The sequence below is a fragment of the Glycomyces sp. YM15 genome (assembly GCF_016918015.1).
GTDB lineage: Bacteria > Actinomycetota > Actinomycetes > Mycobacteriales > Micromonosporaceae > Glycomyces.
Genome location: NZ_JAERMK010000007.1, coordinates 45,867 through 61,640 on the forward strand (window position 1 = coordinate 45,867; position 15,774 = coordinate 61,640).

13 protein-coding genes are annotated in these 15,774 nt (G+C 70.1%); 8 read left to right on the top strand and 5 right to left on the bottom strand.

The features are described from left to right. The first annotated feature begins 3 nt into the window (after window positions 1–3). Together JHY01_RS09740 and JHY01_RS09745 are read left to right on the top strand one after the other, a co-directional pair. A complete protein-coding gene (locus JHY01_RS09740; protein ID WP_205325440.1) occupies window positions 4–1,440 on the top strand; it encodes a HAMP domain-containing sensor histidine kinase in 1,437 nt (478 codons plus the stop codon). Further along, entirely contained in the window at window positions 1,437–2,396 is a 960-nt protein-coding gene (locus JHY01_RS09745; protein ID WP_205325441.1) for a TAXI family TRAP transporter solute-binding subunit, read from the top strand. Before JHY01_RS09740 ends, JHY01_RS09745 begins: the two co-directional genes overlap by 4 nt. Window positions 2,397–2,415: 19 nt before the next feature. Here JHY01_RS09745 and JHY01_RS09750 read toward each other — a convergent pair whose 3' ends face one another. The 5 genes from JHY01_RS09750 to JHY01_RS09770 form a co-directional block, all read right to left on the bottom strand. Next, on the bottom strand, window positions 2,416–2,568 hold the full coding sequence (locus tag JHY01_RS09750; RefSeq protein ID WP_205325442.1) for a hypothetical protein: 153 nt from the start codon (window positions 2,566–2,568) through the stop codon (window positions 2,416–2,418). A gap of 91 nt (window positions 2,569–2,659) precedes the next feature. Further along, window positions 2,660–4,039, bottom strand: a complete 1,380-nt coding sequence (locus tag JHY01_RS09755; RefSeq protein WP_205325443.1) for a sulfotransferase — start codon at window positions 4,037–4,039, stop codon at window positions 2,660–2,662. 293 nt (window positions 4,040–4,332) lie between these two features. Beyond that, window positions 4,333–5,487, bottom strand: coding sequence for an oxygenase MpaB family protein (locus tag JHY01_RS09760; protein WP_205325444.1), 1,155 nt, complete (start codon window positions 5,485–5,487; stop codon window positions 4,333–4,335). Between the two features lie 37 nt (window positions 5,488–5,524). Beyond that, a complete protein-coding gene (locus JHY01_RS09765; RefSeq protein WP_205325445.1) occupies window positions 5,525–6,589 on the bottom strand; it encodes a polyprenyl synthetase family protein in 1,065 nt (354 codons plus the stop codon). Then, window positions 6,570–6,842: a polyprenyl synthetase gene (locus JHY01_RS09770; RefSeq protein ID WP_205325446.1), complete on the bottom strand. Its 273-nt coding sequence runs from the start codon at window positions 6,840–6,842 to the stop codon at window positions 6,570–6,572. Before JHY01_RS09770 ends, JHY01_RS09765 begins: the two co-directional genes overlap by 20 nt. Before the next feature lie 276 nt (window positions 6,843–7,118). On the opposite strand from JHY01_RS09770, the gene JHY01_RS09775 reads away from it, so the two are divergent. From JHY01_RS09775 to JHY01_RS09800, 6 genes are all read left to right on the top strand, one after another. Further along, window positions 7,119–8,807 carry an FAD-dependent oxidoreductase gene (locus JHY01_RS09775; protein WP_374199515.1) on the top strand — a complete coding sequence of 563 codons (1,689 nt, stop codon included), beginning with the start codon at window positions 7,119–7,121 and terminating at the stop codon, window positions 8,805–8,807. 32 nt (window positions 8,808–8,839) lie between these two features. Next, window positions 8,840–9,118: a metal-sensitive transcriptional regulator gene (locus JHY01_RS09780; RefSeq protein WP_205325448.1), complete on the top strand. Its 279-nt coding sequence runs from the start codon at window positions 8,840–8,842 to the stop codon at window positions 9,116–9,118. A 49-nt stretch (window positions 9,119–9,167) separates the two neighbouring features. Further along, on the top strand, window positions 9,168–9,323 hold the full coding sequence (locus tag JHY01_RS09785) for a hypothetical protein (RefSeq protein WP_205325449.1): 156 nt from the start codon (window positions 9,168–9,170) through the stop codon (window positions 9,321–9,323). Between the two features lie 576 nt (window positions 9,324–9,899). Beyond that, window positions 9,900–12,302 (top strand): glycoside hydrolase N-terminal domain-containing protein, encoded by a 2,403-nt coding sequence (locus tag JHY01_RS09790; protein WP_205325450.1) that lies wholly within the window; start codon window positions 9,900–9,902, stop codon window positions 12,300–12,302. Window positions 12,303–12,432: 130 nt separating this feature from the next. Beyond that, a complete protein-coding gene (locus tag JHY01_RS09795) occupies window positions 12,433–14,745 on the top strand; it encodes a beta-L-arabinofuranosidase domain-containing protein (RefSeq protein ID WP_205325451.1) in 2,313 nt (770 codons plus the stop codon). Then, window positions 14,742–15,755: an ABC transporter permease gene (locus JHY01_RS09800; RefSeq protein ID WP_205325452.1), complete on the top strand. Its 1,014-nt coding sequence runs from the start codon at window positions 14,742–14,744 to the stop codon at window positions 15,753–15,755. The genes JHY01_RS09795 and JHY01_RS09800 overlap by 4 nt, the downstream gene beginning before the upstream one ends. Window positions 15,756–15,774 lie beyond the last annotated feature (19 nt).

Sequence of the window (15,774 nt, forward strand, 5' to 3'; positions counted from 1 at the left end):
CTGATGCGCCGTCGACTCCTGCTCACCTACCTGTCCCTGCTGTTCACCATCATGGCCGGCCTGGCGGTGCCCCTGGCCGCGACTCTGGCGACACAAGAGACGCAGACGATGTTCATCGACCGCCAAGGCGACACGGCGCGGTTCGCCAGCATCGCCGAACCCGCGATCCGCACCGGCGAGCTGGTCGCCCTCACCGCGGAGCTGACCGGATACGAGGAGATCTACGGCATCAGCACCGTCGTCATCGGGCGCGACGGAGTACCGGTGGCGGCCTCCGGCTCCAAGGCCGACCTCACCGACGACGGATTGGAGCGACGGCTGCGAGCGGCCCTCGCGGGGGAGCGGTCGGCCGATATCGAACCGTTGTGGCCCTGGCAGGGCCGGCCCATCATCGTGGCAGAACCGGTGGGCAGGGGCGGTGAGGTCATCGGGGCCGTGGCCACCGTCTCACCGACCGCATCGCTCCGCGCCGCGACGATGCGAAGCTGGGGCGTGCTCGGCATCGCCGTGCTCGTCGCGCTCGCCGTGGGACTCGCGGCGGCCCGCCCCCTCACCGCCTGGATGCTGCGGCCGGTCGCCGAACTCGACCAGGTGACCCATGACATCACCGAGGGCAGACTGGGAGCCCGCGTCCGCGGCGACGCCGGACCACCCGAACTCCGCCGGCTGGCCGACTCCTTCAACACCATGGCCGACACCGTGACCGAACTGGTCGATAGGCAGCGCACCTTCGTCTCCTATGCGAGCCACCAACTTCGAAACCCGCTCGCGGCCCTGCGACTCCGAGTCGAGGACCTCAACGCCCATCTCGGCGAGCGCGGCGAAGCGGATCACGCCCTGGCGCTCGACGAGGTCGACCGGCTCACCCGGATCTGCGACGGACTGCTGGCCGTGGCCAGGACCGGAGCGAAACCGACCGATCGGTTCGTCGCCGACGCCGCGGACATCGCAGCGCGGCGCATCCTCGCCTGGCGGCCCGTCGCCGCCCGCAGCGGCAGCAGCCTGCGGCAGACCGGCGACCTCGCAGCCCCCGTTCTGGCACCCGCGGGCACCCTGGACCAGGCGTTGGACGTGCTCATCGACAACGCGCTGAAGTTCGCCGGCCCGCACGCCACCGTCACCGTCGACGTGCGCCGGTCCGCCGACGGCCCGGTGCACGTCCACGTCATCGACGACGGACCCGGCCTGCCCGAGACCGACCTGGAGTCGGCGGTGCGCCCGCTGTGGCGCCATGACCACCCGGGCGACACCGGCGGGTTCGGACTCGGGCTGGCCATCGTCGCCACCCTCCTGGACATGGCCGACGGCGGACTGCACCTGGCACCGGCCGAGCCCCGCGGCATCGACGCCCGGATCACATTGCCGCCGCCCCAGGCGACGCTGCCGGATTCGCTGCACCGCACCGATCCTGACGGAATCGAATCGAGGCCGCGCACATGAACGGCATCGCGACCCGCCTGATCGGCCGACTCGCCGCGGTACTGCTGGTCGCCCTGAGCGCCGGGTGCAGCGACAGCGCCGAAGCGCCGCCACTGTCCATAGCCACCGGTGAGGCGGGCGGGGTCTACTACGCCTACGGCACCGGCATCGCCGAACTACTGACCCGGGAACTCGACACCGAAGTCGCGGTGGTGGAGACCGCGGCGTCACTGGAGAACCTGCGAATGGTCGTTGAGGGCGAGGCCGACCTGTGCTTCGCCCTCGCCGACGCGGCGGCCCTGGCAGTGGACGGCCAAGCACCGTTCGGCGAGGCCCAACCGCTGACCGCGCTGGCTCGCCTGTACGACAACTACACGCACCTAGTGGTCGACGCCGACCTGCCGATCGCCACTCTGGACGATCTGCGCGGTCACGCGGTGGCCGTCGGCGCCGAGCATTCAGGGGCCGAACTGATGGCCGACCGCCTCCTGGACATCGCGGGGATCGACCCCCAGACCGACATCACGGCGCTTCAGCTCTCCCTGGCCGAGTCCCTCGAGGCGCTGCGTTCGGGGCGAATCGCGGCCTTCTTCTGGTCCGGCGGCCTGCCGACGACCGCCATCGCCGAGTTCGCCGAATCCGAACCGATCCGCCTCATCAGCCTCAGCGAATACGTCGCCCCGCTCCGCGAGCGGTACGGCGAACTGTTCTCCGAGCTGTCGATACCGGCCCACACGTACGGCCAAGCGGAAGCGGTGGCCACGGTGGGAGTGCCCAACCTGCTGCTGGTGCACGAATCGATGGACGCCGAGCTCGCGCAGGACATCACCGAGTCCTTGTTCGAGAAACGCCTGTCGCTGCGTGAGGCGCACCCGGAAGCCGAACACCTCAACGTCCGCGTGGCCATCGCAACCTATCCGGTCGCCCTGCACCCGGGCGCCGTCGCGTACTACCGGGGCTCGAAGCCGCACCTTTGACGATCGAACTCGTTGACCTTCAGCGGTCCTGGTCGACGGTCGCGGGACGTTCGGCGCCGGTCCGACTCGCGAGGCGGTGTTCGGCCGGATCGAGGGCGTACGGGTCCGTGACCGGCAACGGCGCGTCGGCCGCCGCGCCGGGGCCGAGACGATCGTGAACGGCTTCGAGCACACCGCGTGGGCGTTCCTCGGCATGCTCCGCGGCACGGCAATGCGTGCGCTCACCACGGACTGACCGCGATGTCGGTGCTCCTCTGCCCACTTCAGTCGAGCCGCATGTACGGGATGGTCAGCGGATAATCGCCGAAGGCGGCCTCGGCGTCGGTGCTCGTCAGGCCGTAGCGGCTCAGATCGTGCTCGTGGGCGCGCCCGATCCCCGGGCCGGCCAGGACCTCCTCGAGCCGACCGGAGTCCGCCTGGGTCCACGGGGTGCCGACCCGCTCGAACAGCACCGGCAGCTTGGCGCGTGCGTCGGCGTCGAGCTGCGGGTACGGCACGTTGATGACGGCGTCGCGCGGCAGCTCCATGCGGTCGGCGCGCGCTCGTTCGATCATGGTCGCCATGAGCTTCAGCCACACGGCCCCGATCGCGTGCCGATCGGGGCCGCGGACATGCAGCGCCATGGACGTCTCGATCAGGCTGCACATCGACCCGACGACGGTGACCGGATCACGGTGGAGCCAGACGATCTTGGCATCGGGGAAGATCTCCCTGATCACCGCGAAGTTGGCCAGGTTCGCCGACGCCTCCACCACCCAGCGGGTCGGCGGCCGGCCGTACTGGAGGACCTGGAGCGCCGCCTTGAGGTGGCGGTAGTCGATCCTGAAATCGCGCTTGTACAACCACTCGACGTAATCCGGGAGGATCGCGCGGGTGAGGTGCTGCGCGCCGTGGGGCAGCAACTGCGAGCAGTCCCACGGCTGCTCGGCATCGAAACCATAGGTGTCGTGGAACTTCGGGGCGAGCCTGCTCAACTGCCTGTACAGAGCGGCCACCGATTTGATGCGTTCGCGCCGCTCGCGCTCGGGCAGTTCGATGTCGGTGAAAACCATCTCCCACAGCAGCGGGGCGCGGTGGTTCGCCGAGCGGGCGAGGACGCCGCGGGTGAGGGTGGCGGCGGTGCGCGGGAGGGCGGCGATGAAGATCGGCGCGGCGATCTTCTCGCGGCCGATTTCCGGGTGGTCGTGATGCAGTCGCCGAATCCGCAGGCGGTTCTGAAGCCGCAGTTGGATATCGGCCTGGACCGCCTGCCAGCCGATCGCCGTGAGGCGGTCCATCTCCGCGAAAGCGTGGAAGAGCCGGCGGTAGTCCTCCACGAACGCCTCATCGCCTTGAGCGCTCCAGTTCGCGTCGCGTTCCGCTTTGGTGAGGAGGAGATTGAATATGCGGTCCGGAGTGCGTTGACCGGCGAGCGTGGGCCGCAACAGTGCATTGAGGAGTTTCGTACTGGTCGGTATGCTCGGCATGTCTCGCCTCCGGTTAGGCTGCCGGTTATAAGGGATCGGCGATATTCTCGCACAACGGTCCGTAATCATTTCGTGGCCGAGAATGGAATCGATTCCATGGCCGGTGGAGATGTACTGAAGCACGAGAAATCCCGTTCTTGAAGCATCGAATCGGCGAAGTCCGGCGAAGTCCTCCATTTGGCGCTCCAGTTGTTATTCGGGATACGAGGAATGAAGCCGCCATGGCTCACGGCTCCCCGCTCTTGAACGGCTCCTTTCCGCTCGCGGGCAACGTCTTCGTCAACGGGAACAACTTCACGGTGTTCACCCGGGACCGCCTGGTCTGCAAGCAGTATTGGCGTCGGACCCGGTCCCTCGCGCGCCTCGGTCCGTTGGGAGGGCGCTCTCTCGGGCTCCGCGGCTTTGACCAGGCGCGGCACGTGTCCCGGCTTCCTGCGGCCACGTGCGCAGCTGACGGAAGCGGCCGTAGGTCATGACCTCACGGTCGTCCTCGGCGGCGTCCAACGCCCGCCGCTGGTCGGCACCCCGAAGTCCGGCTTCAGCTCCTCCGGGATGGCGTAGTGCATGACCCGGCCGCGCGTCAGCGAACTGAGCTGGAACACGGTGGCGAGGTGACCGAGGCGGTCGACGCCCCACGCTCCCAGCGGCGAGCGCTCCTCGACCGACTCGACCGCCCGCAGCAGCGACGGCGCCACCCTCGCAACGGCGTCCCAAGTGGAGCGCGGCACGTCGAGCCAGTCCGCGCAGGTGTCGCCGATGAGGTGGCGGATCATGGCGCTGACGATCGGGTCGAAGAACGTCCCGGGTACGACCTCCTCGTACAACTCGATGAGCTGGCGGGTGAGGTCGGCGCCCTCGGGTGACGGTCCCATGTGGCGGGTCAGGTACAGGTCGAGGAAGCGGCGGGCGCTCTCGAGGTCGGCGGGGGCGTGTTCTCGGTCAACGCCGAGCATCGCGCCGACCACCCGCCAGGCGTAGAAGTACGCCTCGGCGCCTTCGGTGCTCATCTGGATCCCGAGCCGGTCGAGGCTGTCGAGGACCAGCAGCGAGAACAGCATCTGCCCGCCGATCATGTCCTCCTGGCAGATCGGGGTGCCGAGCCGGGCGACATCCCAGCGGCCCCCCTGGGCGAGGTGGTGGCGGATGGACGCGTGCAGCAGCCGGACCTTCTGCGCGGCGGGGATGAACCGGCCGCCGGCCTCGAACGCGTCGGGCTGCATGAGGAACACGGTGAACTGCCCGGTCTCGGCCATCCGCTTCGACGGGTACTTGAGCGAGTGCGTCGCGCTGAGCAGTCGCGCGACATGCGGGACGACGTAGCACGCGGGCATCGACGCGAACGAGAGCGCCGTGGAGATGTGCACGTTGTTGTCGATGAAGAACAACCGCGCCCGCTCCATCTGGTCCCAGTCGATCCATGACGGCGGCATCGAGGTGGCTTCGAGGTATTCGCGTGCCGGCTCGGGGAGTCCGTCGGGCAGGTCCTGGCCGGCGCTGGAGAAGTAGCGCATGAGCGTGTTGAACTCGCCGATCTCGCCTCGCTCGAACAGGGCCGCCACGGTGGCGTCGGCGAGCTCGTCGCCGTAACTGCGGAACCGGTCCATGTCGCTCGGGTCGTAGTGCATCGGGGCTCCTTGAATCACGAGTTGGATCGGTACCGGTTCAGCTCTGCCGGACGGTCGCGGTGTGCGCCAGCTCGACGAGGGCCTCGGCCGTGCCGCCGGGCAAGGGCGCGCGGCGCACGACGTCGACGGCGGTGCCGACGCGATCGGCGACCATCCGCTCAACGCGCGCAGGGGCTCCGGTGCGCCGCATGATCGTTCGGACGCGTTCCAGGCCTTCCGCTTCGGCGCGGCGGGACCCGAGCAAGCGGCGCAGGTCGCGCCGCTCGGCGCCGGTGGCGGCATGCCAGGCGAGGGCGACCAGCACGGTCGGGCGGGCCGCGGCGATGTCATCGGTGTTGGCCTTGCCGGTGCGGTCCGGGTCGCCGAACACGCCGAGCAGGTCGTCCCGCAGCTGGAACGCCTCGCCGAGCGGCAGTGCGTAGGCGGTGAAGCACTCACGCAGTTCCGCGGAGGCGCCCCCGAGAACGCCGCCGATATGGAGCGGATGCTCGACGGTGTACTTGGCGGTCTTGTAACGGATCACCTCCAGTGAGGCGTCGACGTCGGGCCGTGCGCCGGTGCGGAGGATCTCGAGGCATTCGCCGGCGACCAGTTCCCGGGCGAGCACTGGCCACAGGAGGCGCGCTCGCGCGAGGTAGGCGGCGGGGAGTCCGCTGTCCGTGAACAGTTGACCGGCCCAGGACATGAGTAGATCGCCCGTGAGCATCGCGAGCGACCGGGCGGCGCCGTCCGGCCGCGGGCGCCCGGCCATGGCGTCCCGCAAGGCGAGGTGCGCGGTCGGAAGTCCGTGGCGCAGGCGGCTGTTGTCGATGAGATCGTCGTGGACGACCGCGGCCGCGTGCACCAGTTCCATTGCGGCAGCAGCCCGGACGAGCGCGGCGCTGTCGGGCTGGCCGGTGGCTCTCCAGCCCCAGTAGCAGAACGCGGCTCGCAGGCGCTTGCCGTGGGCGGTGGCGATCCGGAGCTGGTCGGCCACGGGCCGCAGGTCCTCGTCGATGGCGAGGAGGTGGCCGGTCTCCGTCTCGACGAATTCGCCGAGCACGAGGTCGACTCGCTGTTTCAGGTTCGTCCCGGGCTCGACGTCAACGGTCGCGGTGGCCACGGCCGGTTTCCACGTGCTGCGCGAGGACCTCCAGATAGGCGGGCGGGGCGGTGGCGTACCGGTCCAGAGCGAGTCGGCCGCGGGCCTTGAGCTCGGTGATGCCGTCCTCGGCGAGCGCGGACCCGTCGTTGCGGCCGAGGAGGCCCAGGGCGGTGGTGATGCCGTTGACGACCAGGTCGGCGACTCCGGCCGCGATGAGGACCGCACCGTTGGACTCGGGGACTTCCGGCTCGCTCGTGGTACGGGAGGTCATGGGGGCCCTTCTCTCGGCTCGTCATCATCATCCGGTGAATATGCCGGTGCCACAAGAGAAGACGATCGGATGTCATCCCAACGGGGGACCATGCCGACCGCTCATGGGTGTCGCGCGGATGCTTCCGAGCGCTGCGGTGCGTCGTAGGCGAAGAGGCGGATCCGCCACGGCAGAGTGTCCGAGAGGCGGGTCACCTTGTCGATCGAATACCCCCGGGGGTATATTTGCGATATGAAGGACAGCCAGAACACCAGCGCCGCCTCCGCGGGCGAGCCGATGCGGATCGTGGTCGTCGGCGGCGTGGCCGGCGGTATGAGCGCCGCTGCGAGGGCGCGTCGCCTCGACGAGCACGCCGAGATCGTGGTGCTCGAGCGGGGTGCGCACGTCTCGTTCGCGAATTGCGGACTCCCGTACCACGTCGGCGGCGAGATCGAGGACGAGTCGGCACTGCTGGTGCAGACCCCGGAGTCGCTGCGCGCGGCGCTGAACCTGGACGTGCGGACCCGGCACGAGGTGATCGGGCTCGACACGACCTCGAAGACGCTGACGGTGCGCACCGAAACCGGGACCGAACCGCTCCGGTACGACGCCCTGGTGCTCTCACCCGGTGCACGGGCCGTCGTCCCGCCGGTGCCGGGCCTGGACTCCGCGCGGGTCCGCACCCTGCGGACCGTCGAGGACGCGGTCGCATTGCGGCGATCGGCCGATCTCGGCGCGGCGAGGGCCGTGGTCATCGGCGCCGGTTTCATCGGCGTCGAGACCGCTGAGGCGCTGGCGCAGCGCGGCATCGAGGTCAGCCTCGTCGAACTCGCTCCGCATCCGTTGCCGCCGTTGGAGACCGAGATGGCGCAGCCGGTCGCGGACGAGCTCAGCCGACTGGGAATCGACCTGCGCACCGGGGTCGCCGCCGAACGGGTGCGATCGGGCGCCGATCACGACCTCGTCGACCTCACCGACGGCACGACGATCGCGGCAGATCTGATCGTCCTGTCGGTAGGGGTGCGTCCCGACACCGAGATCTTCGAGCAGGCCGGAATCGCCTGCGAGCGCGGCGCGATCGTCACCGATGAGCACGGCCGCACCTCGGCTCCCGGCGTGTGGGCCGTGGGCGACGCGGTGGCCAGCACGGACCAGGTCACCGGCGCGCACCGGCCGGTGGCGCTGGCGGGGCCGGCGAACCGGGCCGGGCGCCTGGTCGCCGACGACATCCTCAGGCCGGGCTCCGCCCGTCCGCTGCCGCGGCCCGTCGGCACCGCGATCGTGCGGGTCGGGGGCCTGACCGCGGCGCTCACCGGCGCGAACCGCGCGAGCCTGCGGGCCGCCGGGATCGCGTTCCACACGCTGCACCTGCACCCGAAGCACCACGCCGCCTACTTCCCGGGGGCCGCGACCGTCCATTTGCTGCTGCACTACCGCGAGGGGGACGGGCTGCTCCTGGGCGCTCAGGCGGTCGGGAGCGAAGGCGTCGACAAGCGGATCGACGTGCTCGCCACGGCGCTGCGCGCCGGCATGGGCGTGGCCGACCTCATCGATCTGGACCTGGCGTACGCCCCGCCTTACGGCCAGGCCAAGGACCCGGTCAACCTGGCGGGCCTGATCGGCTCGAACGTGCTCGACGGGACCCTCCGGTCGTGGCACGCCGACGACCTCGACGGCGTGTCGGACGCGGCGCTCGTGTTGGATGTGCGCACCCGCGGCGAGTACGACGCGGGCCACCTGCCCGGTGCGATGCATGTACCGCACGTTGAACTGCGCGAACGCCTCGACGAGGTCCGAGCGGCCGCGGGCGGGCGGCCAGTGCGCGTGTTGTGCGAGTCGGGGGTGCGGTCGAACATCGCCCACCGGGTGCTCGCGCAGGCCGGTTTCGACAGCGCCTCGCTGTCGGGAGGCATGCTCACGCTGCGCGCCGCGCTGGGCGACCGGGTCATCGCCGAGGAACCCGTTTCCGCGGCCGACCGACTCTGACAGCAGATGGAACCTCGAGAAGGAGCCGAACCATGGCGATCCCCGACCCGCAAGCGCAACGTCGCGTCCTGAACCGGCTGAAGCGCGCCCGCGGCCAGCTCGACGCGGTCATCACCGCGGTCGAGGAGGGCGGCCGCTGCCGTGACGTCGTCACGCAGCTCGCCGCCGTCTCGACCGCGCTCGACCGCGCCGGCTTCGCGATCGTGTCCACAGCGATGAAGGACTGCATCGCCGACCCCGAGCGGGTCGCCACGGACGAAGACGGCTTGACCGCCGAAGAGCTCGAGAAGCTCTTCCTCATGCTGGCCTGAGCGACCCGCCGGGCCTGGACGACCGAGAAGAATAGGGAGTCAATCCTCCATGTGCTACACCGTCAAGTGCCGCCAGTGCGGCAATACCACCTGGGCCGGCTGCGGCCAGCACGCTCAAGAGGTCATGAGCGGCGTCCCCAAGGCCGAGCGCTGCGAAGGCCACGAGAAGCAACCCGGTCTGCTGGCCCGGATCCTCCGGCGCTGAGCGGTCGTTCGCGGAAGCCGTCGGTGCGGACGGGCTCTGGTGCTCGGCATCTTCCGGGCTCCTCCGGTTCGTCCGCGTGCAGGGACGGGAGCGTCCACAGTTGCAGCAGGGCCCGGCGTCGCGACGCCCGGGCCCGCAGGAACGGGGGGCGGCCGGGGGCGCCCCGTCCCCCCGCCCGGGCCGCGGGCGGTGCGGGGCGGGCCCTCCGGGGCTCCGGGCCCCCGCGTCGCGACGCCGGGCCCTGCTGCAACTGTGGACGGCGTAGGGCGCCGAGACGCGCGACCGGTCCTCGGCTCGGCCGGGCAGGCCGGGACAGTGCCGAGGCGTTGACTATGTATCGATAACTATCTATAGTCTGAAGTATCTTGTTTTCGAAACTTCCATCGAATGTTTCGAATCCGCCTTGCGCTGGTGAACGCTAACAGGCGGCTGACCCAGTTGACCGAACATCGAACCCCGCACCCCTAGCGGTGACTGAACGTCGGCTTCCGGCTCGCGACCTATCGCGCGCCCGGTCCCGGGCAGCGCCGCGACCGGCGTGCGTCTCGCCGTCATCGCCTCCTGAAAGGAGTGAGCATGGCGCTCTCCACCGATCGCAGGAACTTCCTGACCCTGGCCGCGGCCACCGCCGTCGCGGGTGCCGCGGCCGGCACCGCGGCCGCCGTCGCCAATGAATCCGAATCCGACTTGCAAGCAGCCCAAGACCACCAGCTGCGTCTCTGGTACAACGAGCCCGCCTCCGAATGGCTCCGGGCGCTCCCGATCGGGAACGGGCGGCTCGGAGCGATGGTGTTCGGCGGCACCGCGAGCGAACGGCTCCAGCTCAATGAGGACACCGTCTGGGGCGGCGGACCGTACTCCCCGGCGAACGTCGGCGGCGTGAACCACCTGCCGGAGATCCGGCGGCGGGTCTTCGCCAATGACTGGAGCGGAGCGCAGTCGCTCATCGACGCCGAGTTCATGGGCAGCCCGCTGGGCGAGCTGCCCTACCAGACCGTCGGCGACCTCAACCTCGACTTCGACTGCGCGGACAACGCCACCGGCTACCACCGCGAACTCGACCTCACCACCGCCGTCGCGCTCACCCGGTACACCTCGGGCGGGGTCACCTTCACCCGCGAGGTCTTCGCGAGCGCTCCCGACCAGGTGATCGTCCTCCGCCTGACCGCGGACAGGGCCGCGGCCCTGTCCTTCACCGCCGACTTCGACAGCCCGCAGGCGCACACCGTCCATTCGCCGGACCAGCAGACCATCGGCATGGACGGCTCCGGCGAGACCGTGAGCGGCATCCCCGGCCGCATCCGCTTCCGCACCTTGGTGCGGGCGGTCGCCACCGGCGGCTCCGTCAGCAGCTCCGGCGGCCGCCTGTCGGTCAACGGCGCCGACTCGGTGACCCTGCTGGTGTCGACCGGCACCAACCACGACGACTACCAGAACCTCACCGGCGACCAGAACTCCCGGGCACTGCAACCGATCCAGGCCGCCGCGTCCCGCACGTACGACCAGCTCCGCTCCCGGCATGTGGACGACTATCAGGCGCTGTTCAATCGCGCCACCCTCGACCTCGGCACGACCGCGGCCGCGGCGAACCCGACGGACGACCGCGTCGCCGCCTTCGCGAACGGCACCGACCCGCAGCTCATCACCCTGTTCTTCCAGTTCGGACGCTACCTGCTCATCGCCTCGTCCCGCCCCGGCACGCAGCCGGCGAACCTCCAGGGGATATGGAACGACGCGCTGCGCCCGCCGTGGAGCTCGAAGTACACGGTCAACATCAACACCGAGATGAACTACTGGCTCGCCGGGCCGACCAACCTCATCGAACTGACCGAGCCGGTCCTGGACATGCTCGCCGAACTCGCGGTCGCCGGAGCCGAGACCGCCGAACTCCAGTACGGGGCGAGGGGATGGGTCTGCCACCACAACACCGACGGCTGGCGGGGCACCGCCCCGGTCGACGGTGCGCTGTGGGGGATGTGGCAGACCGGCGGGGCGTGGCTGGCGCTGCACATCTGGGAGCACTACCGCTTCACGGGCGACGTGGACGGCCTCCGCGCCCGCTACCCCGTCCTCAAGGGAGCCGCGCAGTTCTTCGTCGACTCGCTCGTGCAGGACCCCGGCTCGGGCTACATGGTGACCTGCCCGTCGAACTCGCCGGAGAACTCCCACCACGGCGGCGTCTCGGTCTGCGCCGGGCCCACGATGGACATGCAGATCCTCCGGGACCTCTTCGGCGCGGTCGCCGCCGCGGCGGACGTCCTCGGCACCGACGCGGGCTTCCGCGACCAAGTCAGGGCCCTCGCGACCCGCCTGGTGCCCAACCGGACCGGTGCCCAGGGGCAGCTGCGCGAATGGCAGGCCGACTGGGACGCCGGAGCGCCGGAGCAGCACCACCGACACGTCTCGCACCTGTACGGACTCCACCCGAGCAACCAGATCACGCCCCGCGGCACCCCGACCCTCGCGCAGGCCGCCCGCGTCACGCTCGAGAAGCGCGGGGACGCCGGGACCGGGTGGTCGCTCGCCTGGAAGATCAACTTCTGGGCCCGCCTCGAAGACGGCGCCCGCTCCTACAAGCTCCTGCGCGACCAGCTCACGCCCGACCGCACCGCGCCCAACCTGTTCTGCCTGCACCCGCCGTTCCAGATCGACGGCAACTTCGGGGCCACCGCGGGCATCGCCGAATGGCTGCTCCAGTCGCACGCGGGTGAGATCCGACTGCTGCCCGCCCTGCCCCCGGCACTGCCGAACGGCTCGGTCACGGGCCTGCGCGCCCGCGGCGGCGACACGATCGACATCACTTGGCAGAACGGGCAGATCACCGCCGCGACGCTCCACGCCGCCGCCGACCGCGAGGTCCGGGTGGCGGCCGCCGATCCGCTCACCCTCGACGGCGTCCAGGTCGCGTCCGAACAGGACGGCGACGCCCTCGTGTTCACCGTCGAGGCCGGTACCAGCTACCGCCTCACCCCGCGGTAGTACCTTCACCGGCCGCATCAGTCCACTCCTCCCGCCGCCGCGGGAAGCCCCATGCCGGAGGGCTTCTCGCGGCGGCATAAATCGATTATCGTCTATGTGAGCGTGCTCATTACGATTCAAGGAGATTCGAATGCACTCGTCACCGATGCGCCGCCGCAGGCTCTTCCAAACGGCGGGCGTCGTCGCGATCGCCGCCACCGCGACCGGACTCGCCGCGAACCCGGCCCACGCGGCCATCGCCCCCGCCCGCGAGGACATCGGCGCGCTCGCCGAGCCCTTCGCCCTCGGCCAAGTCAGGCTCAACGCGGGCCGCTGGCTCGACAACCAGAACCGCACCCTCTCCTACCTGCGGTTCGTCGACGTCAACCGGCTGCTCTACAACTTCCGCGCCAACCACCGCCTCTCCACCGGCGGCGCCGCGGCCCTCGGCGGCTGGGAAGCCCCGAACTTCCCCTTCCGCACCCACTCCCAGGGCCACTTCCTCACCGCCTGGGCCCAAGCATGGACGGCCCTCGGCGACACCACCTGTCGCGACAAGGCCGACACCATGGTCGCCGCACTCGCCGAATGCCAGGCCAACAACGCCACCGCCGGATTCGCCCCCGGATACCTCTGCGGCTTCCCCGAATCCGACTTCACCGCCCTCGAGAACGGCAACCTGAACAACGGGAACGTCCCGTACTACGTCATCCACAAGACCCTCGCCGGGCTCCTCGACGTCTGGCGGCACATGGAGAACACCCAGGCCCGCGACGTCCTCCTCGCCCTCGCCGGCTGGGTCGACACCCGCACCGCCCGCCTCTCCTCCTCCCAGATGCAGACCGTGCTCGGCCGCGAGTTCGGCGGCATGAACGCCGTCCTCACCGACCTCTACCAGCAGACGGGCAACACACGCTGGCTCACCGCCGCACAGCGCTTCGACCACGCGGCCGTCTTCAACCCGCTCGCCGCGGGCCAGGACCAATTGAACGGCCTGCACGCGAACACGCAGGTGCCCAAGGCGATCGGCGCCGCCCGCGAGTACAAGGCCACCGGCACCACCCGCTACCGCGACATCGCCGACAACTTCTGGAGCATCGTCACCGGCGCGCACACCTACGCCATCGGCGGGAACAGCGAAGCCGAGCACTTCCGGCCGCCGAACGCCATCGCCGGATACCTCGACACCGACACGTGCGAAGGCTGCAACACCTACAACATGCTCAAGCTGACCCGCGAGCTGTGGCTCCTCGACCCCGACGACGCGTCCTATTTCGACTACTACGAGCGGGCGATGCTGGGGCACATGATCGGCTGGCAGAACCCGGCCGACGCCCACGGGCACATCACCTACTTCACCCCGCTCAAACCCGGCGGGCGCCGCGGCGTGGGCCCGGCCTGGGGCGGCGGCACCTGGTCCACCGACTACGACTCGTTCTGGTGCTGCCAGGGCACCGGCATCGAGACGTTCACCAAACTCATGGACTCCGTCTACTTCCACGACGACGCCGGACTCTACGTCAACCTCTACACGCCCTCGACCCTCACCTGGACCCAGCGGGGCGTCACCGTCACCCAGGCCACGAGCTACCCGGTCGGCGACAGCTCGACCCTCACCGTGACCGGCACCAGTGCGCAGTGGACGATGCGCCTGCGCATCCCCGCCTGGACCCAGAACGCCACCGTCAGCGTCAACGGCACGGTCCAGAACATCGACACGGCACCGGGACACTACGCCGAGCTGCACCGCACCTGGGCCTCGGGCGACACCGTCACGGTCACGCTCCCGATGCGCGTCGTCATCGAAGCGGCCAACGACAACGCGAACGTCGCCGCCGCCGTCTACGGACCGGTCGTGCTCTCGGGGAACTACGGCAGCACCGCGCTCAGCGCCCCGCCCGCGCTCACCGTCGGCTCGATCCAGCGGACCAGCACCTCGGCGCTGGCCTTCACCGCGACCGCCAACGGCGCCACCGTCGACCTGGGCCCGTTCTACGACGCCCACGGCCACAACTACACCGTCTACTGGAACACCGGCGGCGGCGCTTCAGGACAGGTCGTCAAGCTCCAGAACGTGGGCACCGGCATGGTCCTCGGCGTCCAGAACATGTCCACAGCAGACGGCGGCCTGGCCGTCCAGTGGTACGACACGAGCACCGCCGACCACTATTGGGAGATCGTGACCTCCGGCTCGATCGTGAAGCTGCGCAACCGCAACAGCGGCAAGGTCCTCGGTGTCGAGAACATGTCCACCGCCGACGACGCCCGCGTCCTCCAATGGGGCGACAACGGCACCGCCGACCACAACTGGACCCTCCTCAACCTCGGCGACGGCACCTACAAGATCAGGAACGCCAACAGCGGCAAGCTGCTCGGCATCCTCAACGGCTCCACCGCCGCCGGCGCACAGGCCGTGCAGACCCCCGACGACGGCACCGCCGACAACCGGTGGAGGCTCGTGTGACCGGGCCGTCGCCCTCGCTCGACGCCGCAGCGGCACCGGAGGGACTCGGCGCGCGGCTCCGCGAGCGCTTCGCCCACGCGGCCGCCGAATCGACCGCCGCGGCCGCGCTCCTCGTCCTCTTCGTCGTCCTGAGCTTCGCCAGCCCGCACTTCCTCACCGCCGACAACCTGTTCAACATCGGGTCCCAGACGGCGGTCATCGCGATCATCGCCGCGGCCCAGACGCTGGTCATCATCACGAAGGGCATCGACCTGTCCGTCGGCTCGGTCGCCGCCCTGTCCGGCGTCATCGCGGCGATCACGGTGCGGGACCTCGGCTTCGACGTGTGGACCGCGACGGCCGTCGCGATCGCGGTCGGAGCCGCAGCCGGGGCCCTGAACGGCCTGCTCGTCGCCGCGGCCCGCCTGCCGCCGTTCATCGCCACCCTCGGCACCATGTCCGTCGGCCGGGGCCTGGTGTTCATCGCGACCGGCGCCGTCGGCGTCTACAGCCTCCCCGAATCGTTCCAGCTCATAGGGAACGGCGAGATCGCGGGCATCCCGTTCGCGATCCTCGTGACGGCGCTCGTCGCGGTCGCCACCGGGGCCATGCTGTCCCGGACCCGATTCGGGCAGCACGTATACGCCATGGGATCCAACCTCGAGGCCGCCCGCCGCGCGGGCATCCCCGTGCGGCGCAACCTCCTCCAGGTCTACGTCCTCGCCGGCGCCCTCGTCGGCCTCGGCGGGATGATCGCGGCCTCGCGCGTCAACTCGGGGCAGCCGAACTACGGCATCGGGCTCGAACTCGACGTCATCGCCGCCGCCGTCATCGGCGGCGCCAGCCTCTTCGGCGGACAGGGCCGCATCGCCGGGACGCTCATCGGCGCGTTCCTCATCGCCCTGGTGCGCAACGGCTCCGTGCTGCTGGGCATCGACATCCACTTCCAGCAGGTCATCGTCGGCCTCATCATCTGGGTCGCCGTCTACTTCGACCAGTATCGCCGCCGCCGCATCGAGGCCCGCGGCTGACCCCGCAGAAAGGCAAGCA